Annotated in this window: 20 protein-coding genes; 17 read left to right on the forward strand and 3 right to left on the reverse strand. The window is 61.5% G+C overall.

The window, feature by feature from the left end; all coding sequences use genetic code 11:
* Nucleotides 1–117 precede the first annotated feature (117 nt).
* From KB892_RS31555 to phnP, 13 genes are all read left to right on the forward strand, one after another.
* Nucleotides 118–387 carry a hypothetical protein gene (locus KB892_RS31555; protein ID WP_004151725.1) on the forward strand — a complete coding sequence of 90 codons (270 nt, stop codon included), beginning with the start codon at nucleotides 118–120 and terminating at the stop codon, nucleotides 385–387.
* Nucleotides 388–474: 87 nt separating this feature from the next.
* Nucleotides 475–810: a zinc ribbon domain-containing protein YjdM gene (locus KB892_RS23625; RefSeq protein WP_002885223.1), complete on the forward strand. Its 336-nt coding sequence runs from the start codon at nucleotides 475–477 to the stop codon at nucleotides 808–810.
* A gap of 228 nt (nucleotides 811–1,038) precedes the next feature.
* Nucleotides 1,039–1,473 carry a VOC family metalloprotein YjdN gene (yjdN, locus tag KB892_RS23630; protein WP_002885221.1) on the forward strand — a complete coding sequence of 145 codons (435 nt, stop codon included), beginning with the start codon at nucleotides 1,039–1,041 and terminating at the stop codon, nucleotides 1,471–1,473.
* Nucleotides 1,474–1,628: 155 nt separating this feature from the next.
* Nucleotides 1,629–2,354, forward strand: a complete 726-nt coding sequence (gene phnF / locus KB892_RS23635) for a phosphonate metabolism transcriptional regulator PhnF (RefSeq protein ID WP_002885217.1) — start codon at nucleotides 1,629–1,631, stop codon at nucleotides 2,352–2,354.
* Nucleotides 2,355–2,807 carry a phosphonate C-P lyase system protein PhnG gene (gene phnG, locus KB892_RS23640; protein WP_002885214.1) on the forward strand — a complete coding sequence of 151 codons (453 nt, stop codon included), beginning with the start codon at nucleotides 2,355–2,357 and terminating at the stop codon, nucleotides 2,805–2,807.
* A complete protein-coding gene (gene phnH, locus KB892_RS23645; RefSeq protein WP_002885207.1) occupies nucleotides 2,804–3,388 on the forward strand; it encodes a phosphonate C-P lyase system protein PhnH in 585 nt (194 codons plus the stop codon). The genes phnG and phnH overlap by 4 nt, the downstream gene beginning before the upstream one ends.
* Nucleotides 3,389–4,453: a carbon-phosphorus lyase complex subunit gene (locus tag KB892_RS23650; protein ID WP_002885205.1), complete on the forward strand. Its 1,065-nt coding sequence runs from the start codon at nucleotides 3,389–3,391 to the stop codon at nucleotides 4,451–4,453.
* The gene (locus tag KB892_RS23655; protein WP_002885202.1) at nucleotides 4,446–5,294 is read left to right on the forward strand and encodes an alpha-D-ribose 1-methylphosphonate 5-phosphate C-P-lyase PhnJ; all 849 of its coding nucleotides are present in this window, start codon (nucleotides 4,446–4,448) and stop codon (nucleotides 5,292–5,294) included. The genes KB892_RS23650 and KB892_RS23655 overlap by 8 nt, the downstream gene beginning before the upstream one ends.
* Nucleotides 5,291–6,049: a phosphonate C-P lyase system protein PhnK gene (gene phnK, locus KB892_RS23660; protein WP_002885198.1), complete on the forward strand. Its 759-nt coding sequence runs from the start codon at nucleotides 5,291–5,293 to the stop codon at nucleotides 6,047–6,049. The genes KB892_RS23655 and phnK overlap by 4 nt, the downstream gene beginning before the upstream one ends.
* A 107-nt stretch (nucleotides 6,050–6,156) precedes the next feature.
* Entirely contained in the window at nucleotides 6,157–6,837 is a 681-nt protein-coding gene (gene phnL / locus KB892_RS23665; protein WP_002885196.1) for a phosphonate C-P lyase system protein PhnL, read from the forward strand.
* Complete coding sequence (gene phnM, locus KB892_RS23670) at nucleotides 6,834–7,970, forward strand: alpha-D-ribose 1-methylphosphonate 5-triphosphate diphosphatase (protein WP_004151726.1); 1,137 nt, start codon at nucleotides 6,834–6,836, stop codon at nucleotides 7,968–7,970. Before phnL ends, phnM begins: the two co-directional genes overlap by 4 nt.
* Entirely contained in the window at nucleotides 7,970–8,533 is a 564-nt protein-coding gene (gene phnN / locus KB892_RS23675; RefSeq protein WP_004151727.1) for a ribose 1,5-bisphosphokinase, read from the forward strand. The genes phnM and phnN overlap by 1 nt, the downstream gene beginning before the upstream one ends.
* Before the next feature lie 15 nt (nucleotides 8,534–8,548).
* Nucleotides 8,549–9,307, forward strand: a complete 759-nt coding sequence (gene phnP, locus KB892_RS23680) for a phosphonate metabolism protein PhnP (protein ID WP_004151728.1) — start codon at nucleotides 8,549–8,551, stop codon at nucleotides 9,305–9,307.
* A gap of 21 nt (nucleotides 9,308–9,328) precedes the next feature.
* Here the strand turns inward: phnP and yjdP are convergent, their stop codons facing one another.
* Both yjdP and KB892_RS23690 read right to left on the reverse strand, forming a co-directional pair.
* A complete protein-coding gene (gene yjdP / locus KB892_RS23685) occupies nucleotides 9,329–9,682 on the reverse strand; it encodes a DDRRRQL repeat protein YjdP (protein ID WP_004151729.1) in 354 nt (117 codons plus the stop codon).
* A 70-nt stretch (nucleotides 9,683–9,752) separates the two neighbouring features.
* On the reverse strand, nucleotides 9,753–12,038 hold the full coding sequence (locus tag KB892_RS23690; protein ID WP_004151730.1) for an ATP-binding protein: 2,286 nt from the start codon (nucleotides 12,036–12,038) through the stop codon (nucleotides 9,753–9,755).
* Nucleotides 12,039–12,217: 179 nt separating this feature from the next.
* On the opposite strand from KB892_RS23690, the gene KB892_RS23695 reads away from it, so the two are divergent.
* From KB892_RS23695 to KB892_RS23710, 4 genes are all read left to right on the forward strand, one after another.
* Nucleotides 12,218–13,738, forward strand: a complete 1,521-nt coding sequence (locus tag KB892_RS23695; protein ID WP_002885173.1) for a sugar ABC transporter ATP-binding protein — start codon at nucleotides 12,218–12,220, stop codon at nucleotides 13,736–13,738.
* Nucleotides 13,735–14,733 (forward strand): ABC transporter permease subunit, encoded by a 999-nt coding sequence (locus tag KB892_RS23700; protein WP_002885172.1) that lies wholly within the window; start codon nucleotides 13,735–13,737, stop codon nucleotides 14,731–14,733. Before KB892_RS23695 ends, KB892_RS23700 begins: the two co-directional genes overlap by 4 nt.
* A 30-nt stretch (nucleotides 14,734–14,763) precedes the next feature.
* Nucleotides 14,764–15,705 (forward strand): ABC transporter substrate-binding protein, encoded by a 942-nt coding sequence (locus KB892_RS23705; RefSeq protein ID WP_002885156.1) that lies wholly within the window; start codon nucleotides 14,764–14,766, stop codon nucleotides 15,703–15,705.
* A 74-nt stretch (nucleotides 15,706–15,779) separates the two neighbouring features.
* Nucleotides 15,780–16,787 (forward strand): carbohydrate kinase family protein, encoded by a 1,008-nt coding sequence (locus KB892_RS23710; protein WP_004151731.1) that lies wholly within the window; start codon nucleotides 15,780–15,782, stop codon nucleotides 16,785–16,787.
* A gap of 124 nt (nucleotides 16,788–16,911) precedes the next feature.
* On the opposite strand, the gene KB892_RS23715 is transcribed toward KB892_RS23710, so the two are convergent.
* Nucleotides 16,912–17,829, reverse strand: a complete 918-nt coding sequence (locus KB892_RS23715; RefSeq protein WP_002885155.1) for a nucleotidyl transferase AbiEii/AbiGii toxin family protein — start codon at nucleotides 17,827–17,829, stop codon at nucleotides 16,912–16,914.
* Nucleotides 17,830–17,832 lie beyond the last annotated feature (3 nt).

Consider the following 17,832-nt stretch of genomic DNA (forward strand, 5'->3'; position numbering starts at 1 on the left):
TCAGGAGCGGTGAATTGCTGTGCTCCTCATTTCAAGCGTAGCAGGTTTGCCTGCACTGTCTGCTGACAGAATGTACAACCGAACCTGTTGACGCCTGCTCTGGCTACTGGTGAATAAATGGAGCGGCTCATCGTGATGCTTGATGAAATTGACCTGCTCCCCTTTTTTACCCTAACAGTGTTTATATCTGCGATCAACTTCACAGAAATTTACCGCCTCATTACAGAGTGTCGGAAAATAAATAAGTTCATTTCCTGCCGATCGCGCGGAAATTATTTCGTCGATTTTGCTCTACTTCGGGCGGTTAATTTCAGCGTTTATTCGCTTTTTCCCGGAATAATACCACGGCTACTTTTTAGCAAAAAAACACCCGACAAAAGTGGGTGATTGCGCTATAATCATACCCACTTTCGGCTATCAGCCGCTGTTTAAAGGACCAACATCCTGTTTTTCGACGACATCATGAGGAGCGTCATGCAACTGCCACACTGCCCAAAATGCGATTCGACTTACACTTATGAAGATAGCGGCATGTACATCTGCCCGGAATGTGCCCATGAGTGGAACCCTGCCGAGGTGACGAAAGAGAGCGACATTCTGATCGTTAAAGATGCCAATGGCAATTTACTGGCCGATGGCGACAGCGTTACCGTCGTGAAAGATCTGAAGGTTAAAGGCAGCTCTTCGATGCTGAAAATCGGCACCAAAGTGAAAAATATCCGTCTTGTCGAAGGCGATCACAATATTGACTGCAAAATTGACGGTTTTGGTCCGATGAAGCTCAAATCGGAATTTGTGAAAAAGAACTGATTTAATTTCGGGTAGGCGGCGCGATTATTTTTTCACATAACCGTCGCCGCTCCCGATATCCTGGTGGCCGTTTGTCACCCGGCGCATCCTGTTATTTCCCTCGCCGGCAACCGCTATTTACACTGTCGCCTGCCGTCATATTTCAGCGCCCCTTTTCGCCCTGCCGTCTGGCTCAATCGCCTGCCGGGCGACTACGCTTTACGGGTTACGGTCACTGAGGTATTCACCATGTCCTTAAGTCCCTACCTTGCCTTTGCGGGCAACTGCGCCGAGGCGATCGCCTTCTACCAGCAGACGCTGGGCGCAGAGCTGATGTTTAAAATGACCTTTGGCGAAATGCCGCCCCCGGCGCAGGAAGCGTCAGACGGCTGCCCGTCTGGCCAGAAGATGGCGGATGATGCTATCGCCCACGCCAGCCTGCGCATCAATAATGGCGAGCTGATGCTGAGCGACAGCGCCTTCGGGCCCGATGTGCATTACGCCGGCTTCACCCTCGTCCTCGATCCCAGCGATGTCGCTGAAGGCCAGCGCTGGTTCGACGCGCTGGCTGTCGGCGGGCGCATTGAGATGGCCTGGCAGGAAACCTTCTGGGCCCACGGCTTCGGCAAAGTCGTCGACCGCTTTGGCGTCCCCTGGATGATCAACGTGGTCAAACAAGGCTGACGCCCCCAGGGCGGCCCGGCCGCCCTGTCATCCGCCTGGCATCAACTCTTCATCCTTTGGTCATCGTCACTTAACCGAAATGCAACATAAACCGGTCAGGATCGGCCCACAACGCGAGGAAGCTCCTCGTCTATGCTGTGTGAGGCTTGATGACCATGCACCTGTCCAGACATCCGACCAGTTACCCCACGCGCTATCAGGAAATCGCCGCCCGACTTGAGCAGGAGCTGCGCCATCACTATCGCTGCGGCGACTATCTGCCCGCCGAGCAGCAGCTGGCGACACGCTTCGACGTTAACCGCCACACCCTGCGCCGGGCTATCGACCAGCTGGTTGAGCGCGGCTGGGTTCAGCGCCGTCAGGGCGTGGGTGTGCTGGTGCTGATGCGCCCCATCGACTACCCGCTTAACGCCCAGGCGCGCTTCAGCCAAAACCTGCTGGAACAAGGCAGCGATCCCACCAGCGAAAAGCTGCTGTCGGTGCTGCGCCCCGCCAGCGCCCATGTCGCCGAGGCCTTTGGCATCAATGAGGGCGAGAACGTGATCCACCTGCGTACCCTGCGCCGGGTCAATGGCGTCGCCCTGTGCCTGATCGACCACTACTTCGCCGACCTGCGCTTCTGGCCGGTGCTACAGACCTTCAGCCACGGCTCGCTGCACGATCTGCTACGCGATCGGCTCGACGTCGAACTGACCCGCGTACGCACCAAAATCAGCGCCCGCCGCGCGCAGGCAAAAGAGAGCAAGCTGCTGGAAATCCCCAATATGGCGCCGCTGCTCTGCGTCCGCACGCTCAATAGCCGCGAGGGCGAGTCGGTCACAGCGGAGTACTCCGTCAGCCTGACCCGCGCCGACATGATTGAATTTACCATGGAGCACTGAATGCACTTCGATACCGCCACCCGCCAGCGCTGGATGTCCGTGCTGGCCCACAGTGAACCGCAGGACCTTCTGGCGCGCATGCAGTCCCTGCAGCTGGCGCCGGAATATGAATTGATTCGCACCCCGGAAACCGGGCTGGTACAGCTCCAGGCCCGCATGGGCGGTATCGGCGACCGCTTCTTTGCCGGCGACGCCACCCTTACCCGCGCAGCGGTACGCCTGGCTGACGGTACCCTCGGTTACAGCTGGATCTTAGGCCGCGACCGCCCGCACGCTGAACGCTGCGCGGCGATCGACGCCCTGCTGCAGTCGCCCCGCCATTTTCACACCTTAATGGAAACCCTGATAACCCCGCTGGAAGCGCTACGCAGCGCGCGCATTGAAGCCCGACGCGCCGAAGTCAACGCCAGCCGGGTCGACTTCTTTACCCTGGTTCGCGGAGATAACGTATGACCTTACAACCCGCTTTTACCCTGGCTGTGCAGGATGCCCAACACAGTTTTCGTCGCCTGCTGAAAGCGATGAGCGAGCCGGGGGTGATTGTCTCCCTGCAGCAGCTTCAGCACGGCTGGCAGCCATTGAACGTGGCCTCCACCAGCCTGCTGTTGACCCTTGCCGATCATGAAACACCGGTCTGGCTCGCCAGCGCCCTGCGTAACGATCTGGTGGGACAGAATCTGCGCTTTCATACCGGCGCGCCGCTGGTGGACCAGCCGCAGCAGGCGGTCTTTGCCGTCGCCAATGACGGCATCAGCGCCGAGCAGCTCAACGTCCTTTCCGCTGGCACCGTCACCGCGCCGGAAACCGGCGTCACACTGATCGTTCAGCTTGCCAGCCTCAGCGGCGGACGCATGCTGCGCCTGACCGGGGCAGGCATTGCCGAAGAGCGAATGATCGCGCCGCAGCTGCCGGACTGCATCATCGACGAATTAACCGAACGCCCGCACCCGTTCCCGCTGGGCATCGACCTGATCCTCACCTGCGGCGAGCGCCTGCTGGCGATCCCGCGCACCACCCACGTGGAGGTGTGCTAAATGTACGTTGCCGTCAAGGGCGGCGAGAAGGCGATCCGCGCCGCTCACGCCTTACAGGAACAGAAACGACGGGGCGATGGACGGCTTCCCGAACTGAGCGTCGAACAAATAGGCGACCAGCTCAGCCTGGCGGTGGACCGGGTGATGACCGAGGGCGGGATCGCCGACCGCGAACTGGCGGCGCTGGCGCTGAAGCAGGCCAGCGGCGATAACGTCGAAGCGATCTTCCTGCTGCGCGCCTACCGCACCACCCTGCCGCGGCTGGCGGTCAGCGAACCGATTAACACTGCGGAGATGCGCCTCGAACGCCGCATCTCCGCAGTGTACAAAGATATTCCCGGCGGCCAGCTGCTGGGCCCCACTTACGACTACACCCACCGCCTGCTCGATTTTACCCTGCTGGCCAATGGCGAAGCGCCGTCTGTGCAGCAAGCCGATGGCGAAGCAGAGCCGACGCCGCACGTCTTTAGCCTGCTCACGCAGCAGGGGCTGGCGAAGACCGAGGAAGATCGCGGCACGCCGCCCGACGATATCACCCGCACCCCGCCGGTCTACCCCTGCTCGCGTTCCTCGCGCCTGCAGCAGCTGATGCGCGGCGATGAAGGCTACCTGCTGGCGCTGGCCTATTCGACCCAGCGCGGCTATGGCCGCAACCATCCGTTTGCCGGCGAGATCCGCAGCGGCTACGTGCAGGTGGAAATCGTCCCGGAAGAGCTGGGCTTTAGCGTCAATATTGGCGAGCTGCTGCTGACCGAGTGCGAGATGGTTAATGGCTTCGTCGCCCCGCAGGAGGAGCCGCCGCACTTCACCCGCGGCTACGGCCTGACCTTCGGCATGAGCGAGCGCAAAGCGATGGCCATGGCGCTGGTCGACCGTGCGCTGCAGGCGCCGGACTATGACGAAGAGATTGCCGGCCCGGCGCAGGATGAAGAGTTTGTGCTGGCCCACGCCGATAACGTCGAAGCGGCCGGCTTCGTCTCGCATCTGAAGCTACCGCACTATGTCGATTTCCAGGCCGAACTGGCGCTGCTGAAACACCTGCAACGGGAGAACGAACGTGGCTAACCCACTGACTGGCTATAACTTTGCTTACCTCGACGAGCAAACCAAGCGCATGATCCGCCGGGCTATTCTCAAAGCGGTAGCGATTCCCGGCTACCAGGTGCCGTTCGGCGGGCGCGAAATGCCAATGCCCTACGGCTGGGGCACCGGCGGCATCCAGCTGACCGCCAGCGTCATCGGTGAGAACGACGTGCTGAAGGTGATTGACCAGGGCGCGGATGACACCACCAACGCGGTGTCGATTCGTCAGTTCTTTAAGCGCGTCACCGGCGTCGCCACCACCGAGCGTACCGAAGACGCCACCCTGATCCAGACCCGCCACCGGATCCCGGAGACGCCGCTGGTGGAGGATCAGATCCTGATCTACCAGGTGCCGATCCCGGAGCCACTGCGCTTTATCGAGCCGCGTGAAACCGAAACCCGCACCATGCACGCCCTGGAAGAGTACGGCGTCATGCAGGTGAAACTGTATGAAGATATCGCCCGCTTCGGCCATATCGCCACCACCTACGCCTATCCGGTGAAGGTCAATGGCCGCTACGTGATGGACCCTTCGCCGATCCCGAAATTCGATAACCCGAAAATGCACATGATGCCGGCGCTGCAGCTGTTCGGCGCCGGGCGCGAAAAGCGGATCTACGCCGTGCCGCCCTATACCCCGGTGGAGAGTCTCGATTTCGACGACCATCCCTTTACCGTGCAGGAGTGGGATGAGCCCTGCGCCATCTGCGGCTCGCGCCACAGCTACCTCGACGAAGTGGTACTGGATGACAGCGGCCAGCGGATGTTTGTCTGCTCCGATACCGACTATTGCCGCCAGCAGAGCGAGGGGCAGAAAAAATGAACCAGCCATTACTTGCTGTGAATAACCTGACTCATCTCTACGCCCCGGATAAAGGTTTTCGCGATGTCTCCCTCGAGCTGTGGCCGGGAGAAGTGCTCGGCATCGTCGGCGAGTCCGGCTCCGGTAAAACCACCCTGCTGAAGGCAATCTCCGCCCGCCTGACGCCGCAGCAGGGCGAGGTGCTGTACCAGCAGCGCTCGCTGTACGCCATGAGCGAAGCCGAACGCCGCCGCCTGTTGCGCACCGAATGGGGCGTAGTGCATCAGCACCCGATGGACGGTCTGCGTCGCCAAGTCTCCGCCGGGGGCAACATCGGCGAACGGCTCATGGCCACCGGCGCCCGCCACTACGGCAACATTCGCGCCACCGCCGAAAAGTGGCTGCAGGAGGTGGAGATTCCCCCCTCGCGCATCGACGACCTGCCCACCACCTTCTCCGGCGGCATGCAGCAGCGTCTGCAGATCGCCCGCAATCTGGTCACCCAGCCGAAGCTGGTGTTTATGGATGAACCCACCGGCGGGCTGGATGTGTCCGTGCAGGCGCGGCTGCTAGACCTGCTGCGCGGCCTGGCGGTGGAGCTGAATCTGGCGGTGGTGATTGTTACCCACGATCTCGGCGTCGCTCGCCTGCTGGCGAACCGTCTGCTGGTGATGAAGCAGGGCCAGGTGGTGGAGAGTGGCTTAACCGACCGGGTGCTCGACGATCCGCACCATCCTTACACCCAGCTGCTGGTGTCGTCGGTGTTGCAGAATTAATGCTGTTTTGCCGGGTGGCGGTTGCGCCTTACCCGGCCCACAGGTGCGTTATTCGTAGGCCGGGTAAGCGAAGCGCCACCCGGCAACTCAACCCCGTGAGAGCTAACATGATCCGCGTTGAAAACGTCCATAAAACCTTTGTTCTGCACCAGCAGCACGGCGTGCGTCTGCCGGTGCTGGCCGACGCCTCGCTGACCGTTAACGCCGGGGAGTGCGTGGTGCTCCACGGTCACTCCGGCAGCGGCAAATCGACCCTGCTGCGTTCGCTGTACGCCAATTATCTGCCGGACAGCGGCCATATCCATATCCGCCACGGCGACGAATGGGTGGACCTGGTCACCGCCACCCCACGCAAGGTGCTGGAAGTGCGCAAAACCACCATCGGCTGGGTCAGCCAGTTTCTACGGGTGATCCCGCGCATTTCAGCGCTGGAGGTGGTGATGCAGCCGCTGCTCGATCTTGGGACGCCGCGCGAAGCGAGCGCCGCGAAAGCCGCCCAGCTCCTGACCCGCCTCAACGTTCCGGAACGCCTGTGGCACCTTGCGCCGTCCACCTTTTCCGGCGGCGAGCAGCAGCGGGTCAACATCGCCCGCGGTTTTGCGGTCGACTATCCGATCCTGCTCCTTGATGAACCCACCGCCTCACTGGATGGCAAAAACAGTGCTGCCGTGGTCAACCTGATCCACGATGCCAAAGCGCGCGGCGCGGCCATCGTGGGGATTTTCCATGACGAAGGGGTACGCCGTCAGGTCGCCGACCGACTGCACTCTATGGGAATGACAGCATGATTATCAATAACGTAAAACTGGTTCTCGACGACGAGGTGGTCCACGGTTCGCTGGAAGTCCATGACGGTCGCATCCTCGCCTTCGCCGAAAGCCAGAGCCGGCTGCCGCAGGCGCTGGATGGGGAAGGCGGCTGGCTGCTGCCGGGCCTTATCGAGCTGCATACCGATAACCTCGACAAGTTCTTTACCCCGCGGCCGAAGGTAGACTGGCCGGCCCACTCGGCGATGAGCAGCCATGACGCCATGATGGTCGCCAGCGGCATCACCACCGTGCTGGACGCCGTGGCGATTGGCGACGTGCGCGATGGCGGCGATCGTCTTGAGAATCTGGAGAAGATGGTCAATGCCGTGGAGGAGACGCAAAAGCGCGGTCTCAACCGCGCCGAACACCGCCTGCACCTGCGCTGCGAGCTGCCGCATCACACCACGCTGCCGCTGTTTGAAAAACTGATCGATCGCGAGTCGGTGAGCATGGTCTCTCTGATGGACCACTCGCCGGGCCAGCGTCAGTACGCCGATCGCAGCAAGTACCGCGATTATTATCAGGGCAAATATCATCTGACGCATGACGAAATGGACCGTTTTGAAGCCGAGCAGATGGCTCTGGCCGCCACCTGGTCGCAGCCCAATCGCCAGACCATCGCCGCCATGTGCCGCGCCCGCCGTATCGCCCTCGCCAGCCACGACGACGCCACCGAGGCGCATGTGGCCGAATCTCACCAGCTAGGGAGCGTGATCGCCGAGTTTCCCACCACGCTGGCCGCGGCGCAGGCTTCACGTCAGCACGGGATGCACGTCCTGATGGGGGCGCCGAATATCGTGCGCGGCGGTTCCCACTCCGGCAACGTCGCCGCCCACCAGCTGGCGAGCCACGGTTTGCTGGACATCCTCTCATCTGACTATTACCCCGCCAGCCTGCTGGATGCCGCTTTCCGCATCGCCGACGCCGAGGACAATGCCTTCACCCTGCCACAGGCGATCCGTCTGGTCAGTCAGCATCCGGCGCAGGCGCTGGGCCTTGACGATCGCGGCGTCATCGCCGAGGGAAAACGCGCCGACCTGGTGCTGGCGCACCGTCGCGGCGAACATATCCAGATCGACCATGTCTGGCGCCAGGGAAAGAGGGTCTTTTAATGCCAGGAAAACTGATTTGGCTGGTGGGCCCCTCCGGCTCCGGTAAAGATAGCCTGCTGGCGGCGCTGCGCCAGCGCGAGCACCCGCAGCTGCTGGTGGCCCATCGTTACATAACCCGCCCGTTTAACGCGGGCAGCGAGAATCATATCGCCCTCAGCGAACATGAGTTTTTTACCCGCGCCGAGCAGCATCTTTTTGCTCTCAGCTGGCACGCCAACAATACTTACTATGGCATTGGCGTGGAGATCGACCTCTGGCTGCACGCCGGCTTTGACGTGGTGGCCAACGGCTCCCGCGCCCACCTGGCGCTGGCCCGGGAACGTTACGGAGAGGTTCTGGTGCCGATCTGTCTCGCCGTCTCGCCGCCGGTGCTGCGCCAGCGGCTGGAGCAGCGCGGCCGGGAAAACGCGCTGGAAATCGCCCAGCGTCTGGAACGCGCCGCGCGCTATAAGCCGGACAACTGCCTGACATTGAATAACGACGGCAGTCTCCGACAATCGGTCGATGAATTTTTCCGCCTGCTGCGCAGCCACGCGGCGCGCGAAGCGGATCAACTGGTATAAACAAAAGGTGACACGATGAGCCTGACCCTCCGCTTAACCGGCACCGGCGGCGCTCAGCTGGTGCCGGTCTTCGGCTGCGACTGCGCGGCCTGCCGCCGCGCCCGCCGCGAGGAGAGCCACCGACGCCGCCCCTGTAGCGGAGTGGTCACGTTCAACAGCGCCGTGACGCTGCTTGATGCCGGACGACCGGATCTGATGGAGCATCATCCCGCCGGCAGCTTTCAACAGGTGCTGCTGACCCACTACCATCTGGATCATGTGCAGGGGCTATTTCCGCTGCGCTGGGGAGTCGGCGCGTCGATTCCGGTCTATGGCCCGCCGGATGACGCCGGCTGCGACGATCTGCTCAAACACCCCGGTCTGCTTGACTTTAGCCATACCGTCACGCCGTTTGTGATGTTTAACCTGCAGGGGCTGCGGGTGACGCCCCTACCCCTTAATCACTCGAAGCTGACCTTTGGTTATCTGCTGGAGTCGGCCCACAGCCGGCTGGCCTGGCTCTCGGATACCGCCGGGCTGCCGGACAAGACGCTGAAGTTTTTGCTCAATAACCGCCCGCAGGCGATGATCATCGACTGCAGTCATGAGCCGCGCGCGCAGACCCCGCGTAACCATAACGATCTAAACACCGTCCGCAGCCTTAACCAGGTCATTGGCTGTCCGCGGGTGATCCTCACCCATATCAGCCACCAGTTTGACGTCTGGATGATGGATAACCCGCTGCCGACAGGTTTCGAAGCGGGCTATGACGGGATGGAAATAGCGCTGGATTAAACGCTGGCCTGCGGGGGGCGATCAGTAGCTATCATCCAGCCGACGCTGGTCGCTTTCTAACTGACGACGATCGCGGTCGAGCTGACGCTGGCGTTCATCCAGCTGGCGGCGGCGCTCGTCCAGCTGGCGTTGCCGCTCGTCATACTGGCGCTGACTGTCACGGCTCTGCTGACGGCTCCCCTGATAGCGCCCGTCATCATACCGGCCATCGTCATCGTATCTGTCGTCGTCATCGGAGCGACTGCTGCCCGGGTTATAGGCGTCGTTAATGGCTTGCTGAATATTGCCGATCGCGTCATCGATAATATCGGCGCGAGCGGCCAGGCTGGTCAGCGACAGAGTGCAAAAGAGCAGTGCGGTTGCGTAACGTTTCATCGGGGCCAATCTCATCAGAGTCCTGCCGCTACCTTAATCATCCGCATGAAACCCGGGTAGCGGAGGAATCTCAAATCCTCGCGTACGCCGCGCTCAGCGCCTGCGCCAGCTGGGCGCGGGTAAACGGCTTACGCAGCCACTCAACCTCCGGCAGGGCCGGGTTCTGCGCCGGACGCAAATCCTGGCCGCTGATCAGTAGCACCGGCAGCGCCGGAAAGCGGCGTCGGGCGGTATGGATCACATCGGCGCCGCTCAGGGCGCCGGGCAGCATCAGATCGCTAATCAGCAGGGCAATATCCGGCGAGGCCTCCAGCAGCTGCAGCGCCTCTTCACCGCTGGCGGTTTCCAGCGTCAGCCAGCCCAGCTGATGCAGCTGTTCACATAGCGTCTGGCGGACATCCTCTTCATCTTCCAGCACCAGCGCCAGCCGCTCGCCCGCCGGGGGCGGCTCGTCCACCGCTGGCGCCACCTCCTTCTCAACCTCGGTCAACGCTCGCGGCAGCTGCAGCCGCACCGTCGTCCCCTGCCCCGGCGCGCTCTCCAGCGCCACCCGGCCGCCAGACTGGCGCACAAAGCCATACACCATCGACAGCCCCAGGCCGCTGCCGCTGCCGGTGGCTTTGGTGGTGAAGAACGGTTCAAACACCCGGGCTTTCACCGCCTGCGACATCCCGCTGCCATGATCGATCACCTCCAGGGCCACCATATCCTGCCGCTGGCCGCTGCTGCGGGTGACCCGCTGATTCCAGGTGCGTATTTTGATGACCCCGTCGCGCCCCGCCATGGCGTCGCGGGCGTTCATCACCAGATTGATCAGGGCATTTTCCAGCTGGCCAACGTCTATCCATGCCGGCCACGCCGGCGACTGCGCCTCAATCTCCAGGCTTAAGGTCGCCGGCAGGGAATGACGCATCAGCTCGCTGAGGTTCTCCAGTAGCGGCGCCATCGCCACCGCCTGGGGATGCAGCGCCTGCTTGCGCGAAAAGGCCAGCAGCCGCTGGGTCAGAAGCGCCCCACGCTCCGCCGCCTTCAGCGCCCTGGAGAGGCGCGGCGCATCGCGCGCATCCGGCTCCACCAGCTCAAGGCTGCCGATAATCACCGCCAGCAGGTTGTTAAAGTCATGCGCCAGACCTCCGGTCAGCTGGCCGACGGCCTTCATCTTCTGACTATGCAGCAGCGCCTCCTCCAGCTCCTGGCGCTTAATCCGATCGATCTCCATCTGGTTGGTCTTCTCTTTCAGCAGCCGGGTGGTGTGCTCCAGCGACGCCATATTGCGGGCGAAAACGTTAAAGGCCCGCGCCAGCTCCCCCAGCTCGTCGCGCCGCTGCAGGGCCGGCACCGAGACGTTCGGCTCTCCCTGAGCCAGCCGCGACATCGCCCGCGAGATGGCGGTCAGGTTCGAGCCGAGATTACGGTAGATGTACCACCCGGCGCAGCCGGTGATCGCCAGCGCCAGCAGCGCGGAAAGCAGAATAAACATACTGATGGAGCGCAGCTCCCGATGGCTCTGCGCCGCCCGCTGCTCTGAGGCTTCCGCCACCCGGGTCACGTACTGATTGATATCTTCGTTAAGCAACGCGACCAGCGCTTTGATGTGATACATGTACCAGCTGATCGTCAGGTCGCTCTCCTCCAGCTGGGCCGACAGCGGGGCCAGCGTCGCCAGTTCGCGGGTCACATCAGGGAGGACAAACGCCAGCGCGGGATCGGCGCTGCGTGTCGGCAGGGCGCCGCGCAGCTGGTCGAGTTGCAGGACGATCGACCGCGGCGTGACGGTATGGATCGCAGCCACGATCAGCCGGTCCATCTCGGCCAGCCGGCGCGGATCGATCGCCTTATCCCCGCCGCGATCGTTAAGATCGGCGAGATGGCGCAGGTTACTCTGATTCTGGTAAAGCGAACTCAGCAGCGCATTGCGCTGCAGATGGCGGCGCTGGCCGCGCTCCAGCATCTCCGCCACGCTCTGCTGCAGCGCGTTGCTGCGGCGAATAATATTGGCCACCCGCGCCTGCTCCTGCTGCGCCAGCGGGGCCGCCGCCAGCTGGGCCAGCGAGTGCTTCAGCGCCTGCTGCGTCGCCAGCAGCCGTTCCGCTTCGCTTTTGTACTCCAGAGCCCCCACCACCTGCGACAGGCGCACCGCCGCCGTGGCGACATTCGCCGTGTCCCGCGCCAGATCCATACTGCCGCGCATGTCGTTGAGAGTCTGGCGCTGCACCTGCTCCTGCAGCTGGCTGGCGTGGTGAAAGCCGAACACCGCCACGCCGCTGACCAACAGGGTGACCACGCCCATCAGCAGATTAAAGGAGAGCAGGCGGCCACGGGCGCTGGTGAAAAACGGGTGTCGGCGAGCGGTCATAACAACTCCGGTGAAGGATCGGTCGGCAGATAAGCGTGACGGTGCAGAAAATGACGCCGCGTAACTGTGATCGCGGTTAACTATTTATCACTATGACAAATATGAATGGATTCTGACATTCTGCATTTATTTTCCGGTGGTGGACTGCAGCTATTGTTCTTACAGACAGGAGCGCCGCGATGACCGCCACCCCGGTACTGGAAATGCGCCATATCGCCAAAGCTTTTGGCAAATTCTACGCGCTGAAGGGCGTCGACCTGACGGTCTGGCCCGGCGAGATCCATGCCCTGATGGGGGAGAACGGCGCCGGAAAAAGCACGCTGATGAAGATCCTCGCCGGCGCCTATACCGCCACCAGCGGCGAGATCCTGATCGACGGAAAACCGCAAACGATCCGCGGCCCCAAGGACGCGCTGGCCGCCGGGATCACGTTGATCTACCAGGAGATGCAGCTGGCGCCGAACCTGACCGTCGCGGAAAACATTTTCCTCGGCAGCGAGCTGGCGCGCGGTGGTCTGGTGCAGCGCAAAGCCATGCTCAGCCAGGCGCAGGCGGTGATCGACCGTCTCGGCGCCCAGTTCAAAGCCAGCGACCGGGTGATGACCCTGACCATCGCCGAACAACAGCAGGTGGAGATCGCCCGCGCCCTGCACCGTCAAAGCCGCATTCTGGTGATGGATGAACCCACCGCCGCCCTCTCCTCGCGGGAAACCCAGCGCCTGTTCGAGCTCATCCTGCGCCTGCGCGATGAGGGGATGGCGATCATCTATATCAGCCACCGCATGGCGGAAGTGTATGAGCTCTCCGACCGGGTCAGCGTCCTGCGCGATGGGCAGTATGTCGGCAGCCTGGTGCGCGACAAGCTCAACGCGCCGGAGCTGGTGCGCATGATGGTCGGTCGGCCGCTCAGCGATCTCTTCAATAAAGAACGGGACATTCCCCGCGGCCAGCCGCGCCTGCGGGTCGAGGATCTGACCGATGGCGGCAAGATTAAGCCCAGCAGCCTGGTGGTGCATGCCGGCGAAATCGTCGGCCTCGCCGGGCTGGTCGGCGCCGGGCGTTCCGAACTGGCGCAGCTGATCTTCGGGGTGCGCAAAGCCACCGCCGGGGTGATTGAGATCGACGGCGAGCCGGTGGTGATCCACTCGCCGCGGGAAGCCATCGACCTCGGGATCGGCTTTCTGACCGAAAACCGCAAAGAACAGGGGTTGTTTCTCGAACTGGCAGCCCAGGAAAACATCACCATGGCGACGCTGGAGCGCGACGCGACCTGGGGGATGCTCAACCGCCGGAAGGCGCAAACCATCTCCGATGACGCCATCCAGTTGCTTAACATCCGCGTGCCGCACGCCCAGGTGCGCGCCGGCGGACTGTCCGGCGGCAACCAGCAGAAGCTGTTAATTTCGCGCTGGGTGGCGATTGGCCCGCGCATTCTAATCCTCGATGAACCCACCCGCGGCGTCGACGTCGGCGCGAAAAGCGAAATTTACCGCATCATGAACGACATGGCGCGCCAGGGCGTCGCCATTCTGATGATCTCCAGCGAGCTGCCCGAAGTGGTGGGCATGAGCGACCGGGTCTATGTGATGCGCGAGGGCGTTATCGCCGGCGAGCTACAGGCCGGTGATATTAGCCAGGAAAGTATCATGACGCTGGCCACCGGCGTGACCGATTCTCACCTTAAGGCAGGGCAACTATGAGCATACCGAAAGAGACCTCCGCGCCGGTCGCGAAATCCGCTTCGGCGAAAAAAATGTTGATGGGCGACCTGATGCAGACCGTCGGCATTCTGCCGATCCTCATCCTGATCGTCGCCGTTTTCGGCTTTATCGCCCCCAACTTTTTCACGGAAAGCAATCTGCTGAATATCACCCGCCAGGCCTCGATCAACATTGTGCTGGCGGCGGGAATGACCTTCATCATCCTCACCGGCGGCATTGACCTTTCCGTCGGCTCCATCCTTGGCACCACCGCAGTGGCCGCGATGGTGGTGTCGCTGATCCCGGCGTTTGCGTTGCTGTCGATTCCGGCGGCGCTGATGCTCGGCCTGCTGCTCGGCCTGTTCAACGGCGCGCTGGTCGCCTTCGCCGGGCTGCCGCCGTTTATCGTCACCCTCGGCACCTACACGGCGCTGCGCGGCGCCGCCTATCTGCTGGCCGACGGCACCACGGTGATCAACTCCGATATCAGCTTCGAGTGGATCGGCAATGACTACCTCGGCCCGGTGCCGTGGCTGGTAGTCATCGCCCTGGCGGTGATCGCGGTGTGCTGGTTTATCCTGCGCCGCACCACCCTTGGGGTGCATATCTACGCGGTGGGCGGCAACATGCAGGCGGCGCGGCTGACCGGCATCAAAGTCTGGCTGGTGCTGCTGTTTGTCTATGGCATGAGCGGCCTGCTCTCCGGCCTTGGCGGGGTGATGAGCGCTTCGCGGCTGTACAGCGCCAACGGCAACCTCGGCGTCGGCTACGAGCTGGACGCCATCGCCGCGGTCATTCTCGGCGGCACCAGCTTCGTCGGCGGTATCGGCACCATCACCGGTACGCTGGTGGGGGCGCTAATTATCGCCACCCTCAATAACGGCATGACCCTGATGGGGGTCTCCTACTTCTGGCAACTGGTGATCAAAGGGGCGGTGATCATCATTGCGGTGCTGATCGACAAATACCGTACCCGACATCATCAAAGTGCATAACAACAACATCTTACCTGCGAGGAAAAGCGAATGCGTTTAAAACCGATAGTCACCGCGCTGTGTGCTGGCGCGCTGCTGGCCGCCTCCCCTTTTGCGTCGGCCAAAGAGCTGAAAGCGATTGGCGTGACGGTGGGCGACCTTGCCAACCCGTTCTTTGTGCAGATCACCAAAGGGGCGGAGCTGGAGGCCCGCAAACTGGCGGGGGATAACGTCAAAGTGACGCTGGTCTCCAGCGGCTACGATCTGGGCCAGCAGGTGGCGCAGATCGATAACTTTATCGCCGCCAAAGTCGATATGATCATCCTCAACGCCGCCGATTCGAAAGGCATTGGCCCGGCGGTGAAGCGGGCCAAAGAGGCCGGGATCGTGGTGGTGGCGGTTGACGTCGCCGCCGAAGGGGCCGACGCCACCATCACCTCCGATAACACCCAGGCGGGCGAGCTGGCCTGTAAATACATTAGCGACCGCCTGAACAACAAAGGCAACGTGGTGATCATCAACGGGCCGCCGGTCTCCGCCGTACAAAACCGCGTCGAAGGCTGCGAAACGGAGTTCAAAAAACACCCGGACATTAAAATCCTCTCCGCCAACCAGAACGCCAAAGGCAGCCGGGAAGGCGGCCTGGAGGTGATGACCTCCCTGCTGGCGGCCAATCCGAAGATTGACGGCGTGTTCGCGATCAACGATCCGACGGCGATTGGTGCCGATCTGGCAGCGAAACAGGCGCAGCGCAGCGAGTTCTTCATCGTCGGCGTCGACGGCAGCCCGGACGGCGAAGAGGCGCTGAAGCGTAAGAACTCGCTGTTCGTCGCCACCCCAGCGCAGGACCCACAGGTGATGGCAGCGAAGGCGGTGGAGATTGGCTACGACATCCTGCAGGGCAAACCTGCGCCGACCGCGCCGGTACTGATCCCGGTGACGATGATCGACAAAAATAACGTCAGCTCTTACAAAGGCTGGACCGTGAAATAAGCGCAACCAGGCGCACAATCGTTCCGCCGATTGTGCGCTACGCTTAACGAATATGACGGCGCGGAGTAGCGATCATGGAACGGAAAGGCATTATTGCCGCAGGCAACATGCTGGTCGATCATGTCCACCAGATCGGGCAGTGGCCGGAGCGCGGCTGGCTGGTGGAAATTGTCCATAGCGAACGCGCCACCGGCGGCGCGCCGCTGAATGTCCTGCTGACCCTGGCCAAAATGCACGCCGGGCTGCCGCTGCAGGCGGTCGGCCTGATTGGCGAGGATAACGATGGCGACTACATCACCGCCATGCTCGATCAGTACCATATCAATCGCCAGCTCGTACAGCGCACCAGCTCCGCCCCCACCTCGATGACCCAGGTGATGACCGACGCCGAAGGCCAGCGCACTTTCTTTCACTCTCCCGGCGCCAACCGCCTGCTTGATCTCCCGGCTTTTGAGCCGCTGGATGCGCCGCTGAAAATTTTCCATCTCGGCTATCTGCTGCTGCTCGAAAGCCTCGATCGCCCCGATGAAGTGTACGGCACCCGCAGCGCGCGACTGCTGGCGCAGATGCGCGAGCGAGGCTATGAGGTGTCCCTCGATCTGGTGTCGCGCAAAGGCGACCCGCGCTACCGGCCGCTGGTCCTGCCGGCGCTGAAGCATCTTGACTACCTGACCATCAATGAACTGGAAGCCAGCGAGTTTAGCGGGCTGGAGATTCGTCTACCCAACGGCGAGCCGCACGTCGCCAATATCGCCCGCGCCGCCAGCGCATTGCTTGACGCCGGCGTACGCCAGCGGGTAGTGATCCATTGTCCGGAGGGGGCATGGGGCGTCTCCCGTACCGAAGCCGGGCGCTGGGTACCGTCATGTCGGCTACCGCCGGAGGAGATTATCGGCAGCGTCGGCGCGGGGGACGCCTTCTGTGCCGGCCTGCTGTACGGCAGCCACGAACGCTGGCCGTTAACCGCCAGTCTGCAGCTGGCTCACGCCTGCGCCCGCGCCAGCCTGCAGGCCGCCAATGCGATCGACGGCGCCAAAACGCTCCCTGAGCTGCAGGCGTTTATACAATTGCAGGATGGTTAGATCGAGTAGATCCCGCTATCAGGGCGATGCCACAGGAGAACGGCGTATCATGGCGAGAAAAGGGATACGGTTTATTCAAATCACGCCTGTTTTACGCTGAGTTCAACAAGGGCGGGCCAGGTAACTAACTGCGCCACTCGGCCAGCACCTTTTCCAGTTTATCTAATGACTCAGCGCGTTTTATCGCTGGCATCTGATGAATATTGCGCAATTTCCACTGCACGGCAGGCAAATCCTGAATACGCATTTCCGGCGCTAAACGCCAGTCTGGTTCGCCTCGTTTAAATGACAGTAAAAAATCGACATCCTGTTGTGTGAAACAGGATTTTAACGCAGCAATCATCCTGTTGGGGACTGCTGTCAGTTCCTCCAGGGCTATCGTCTCAAATGTCATCCCGCTGAATTCACGGTAAAAAGGTTCAGCAATATCTTTCCAGCGAGGATTCAGCACTTCAGCCAGAGGCCGATTATGGCTCAGTAAATACACGATAAACCCATTGAAAATGGGACGGTCAAGCTCCTGCGCATCAAGAAGTAATTTCACGTCATAAAAATCTCTGGGATGCTGGCGATCCAGCGCCGCGCATAATTTTCCACCGTAGAGGTCAGGCAACGAAACCACTGGAAGGCTGGCATAGCCAAAAACGTCCTCTACCGCCCCCACCACTTCTCGCTCCTGTGGTGGATATAATGTTCCCCGGGCGACCGGTGAAACCTCTATCTTTATTTGCGCGCTATCGGTAGTAACAATGACACGCATCTCATCTGAACGATTAGCTTGTAATACAGCGCTCATACCTGCCTGTTGTTGCAGATTGGCGGCAATACGTGCAAGCGCATCCCGTATATGAGGTAAAGCGATGGCTCTGCTTTCCAGGGGCACCCAGGCGAGGTCGATATCCACCGATAATCGAGGGAAATCGCGGATAAAGAGATTGATGGCAGTGCCACCTTTCAGCGCAAATTCCCGTTCGACAGCAACATAGGGTAAAACCTGCATTAGCAGAGCAACCTGCCGATAATAAGGCGCCTGTATATCCATATT

The organism is Klebsiella sp. P1927, assembly GCF_018204675.1.
GTDB lineage: Bacteria > Pseudomonadota > Gammaproteobacteria > Enterobacterales > Enterobacteriaceae > Klebsiella > Klebsiella pneumoniae.

Bases quoted from the DNA above. Each gene is read 5' to 3' on its own strand.
- KB892_RS23690 (WP_004151730.1), bottom strand. From the start codon at position 12,038: ATGACCGCTCGCCGACACCCGTTTTTCACCAGCGCCCGTGGCCGCCTG.
- KB892_RS23700 (WP_002885172.1), top strand. From the start codon at position 13,735: ATGAGCATACCGAAAGAGACCTCCGCGCCGGTCGCGAAATCCGCTTCG.
- phnP (WP_004151728.1), top strand. From the start codon at position 8,549: ATGAGCCTGACCCTCCGCTTAACCGGCACCGGCGGCGCTCAGCTGGTG.
- yjdN (WP_002885221.1), top strand. From the start codon at position 1,039: ATGTCCTTAAGTCCCTACCTTGCCTTTGCGGGCAACTGCGCCGAGGCG.
- phnN (WP_004151727.1), top strand. From the start codon at position 7,970: ATGCCAGGAAAACTGATTTGGCTGGTGGGCCCCTCCGGCTCCGGTAAA.
- phnL (WP_002885196.1), top strand. From the start codon at position 6,157: ATGATCCGCGTTGAAAACGTCCATAAAACCTTTGTTCTGCACCAGCAG.
- KB892_RS23625 (WP_002885223.1), top strand. From the start codon at position 475: ATGCAACTGCCACACTGCCCAAAATGCGATTCGACTTACACTTATGAA.
- yjdP (WP_004151729.1), bottom strand. From the start codon at position 9,682: ATGAAACGTTACGCAACCGCACTGCTCTTTTGCACTCTGTCGCTGACC.
- KB892_RS23710 (WP_004151731.1), top strand. From the start codon at position 15,780: ATGGAACGGAAAGGCATTATTGCCGCAGGCAACATGCTGGTCGATCAT.
- KB892_RS23650 (WP_002885205.1), top strand. From the start codon at position 3,389: ATGTACGTTGCCGTCAAGGGCGGCGAGAAGGCGATCCGCGCCGCTCAC.
- KB892_RS31555 (WP_004151725.1), top strand. From the start codon at position 118: ATGGAGCGGCTCATCGTGATGCTTGATGAAATTGACCTGCTCCCCTTT.
- phnG (WP_002885214.1), top strand. From the start codon at position 2,355: ATGCACTTCGATACCGCCACCCGCCAGCGCTGGATGTCCGTGCTGGCC.
- KB892_RS23695 (WP_002885173.1), top strand. From the start codon at position 12,218: ATGACCGCCACCCCGGTACTGGAAATGCGCCATATCGCCAAAGCTTTT.
- KB892_RS23705 (WP_002885156.1), top strand. From the start codon at position 14,764: ATGCGTTTAAAACCGATAGTCACCGCGCTGTGTGCTGGCGCGCTGCTG.
- KB892_RS23715 (WP_002885155.1), bottom strand. From the start codon at position 17,829: ATGGATATACAGGCGCCTTATTATCGGCAGGTTGCTCTGCTAATGCAG.
- phnH (WP_002885207.1), top strand. From the start codon at position 2,804: ATGACCTTACAACCCGCTTTTACCCTGGCTGTGCAGGATGCCCAACAC.
- phnK (WP_002885198.1), top strand. From the start codon at position 5,291: ATGAACCAGCCATTACTTGCTGTGAATAACCTGACTCATCTCTACGCC.
- phnF (WP_002885217.1), top strand. From the start codon at position 1,629: ATGCACCTGTCCAGACATCCGACCAGTTACCCCACGCGCTATCAGGAA.
- phnM (WP_004151726.1), top strand. From the start codon at position 6,834: ATGATTATCAATAACGTAAAACTGGTTCTCGACGACGAGGTGGTCCAC.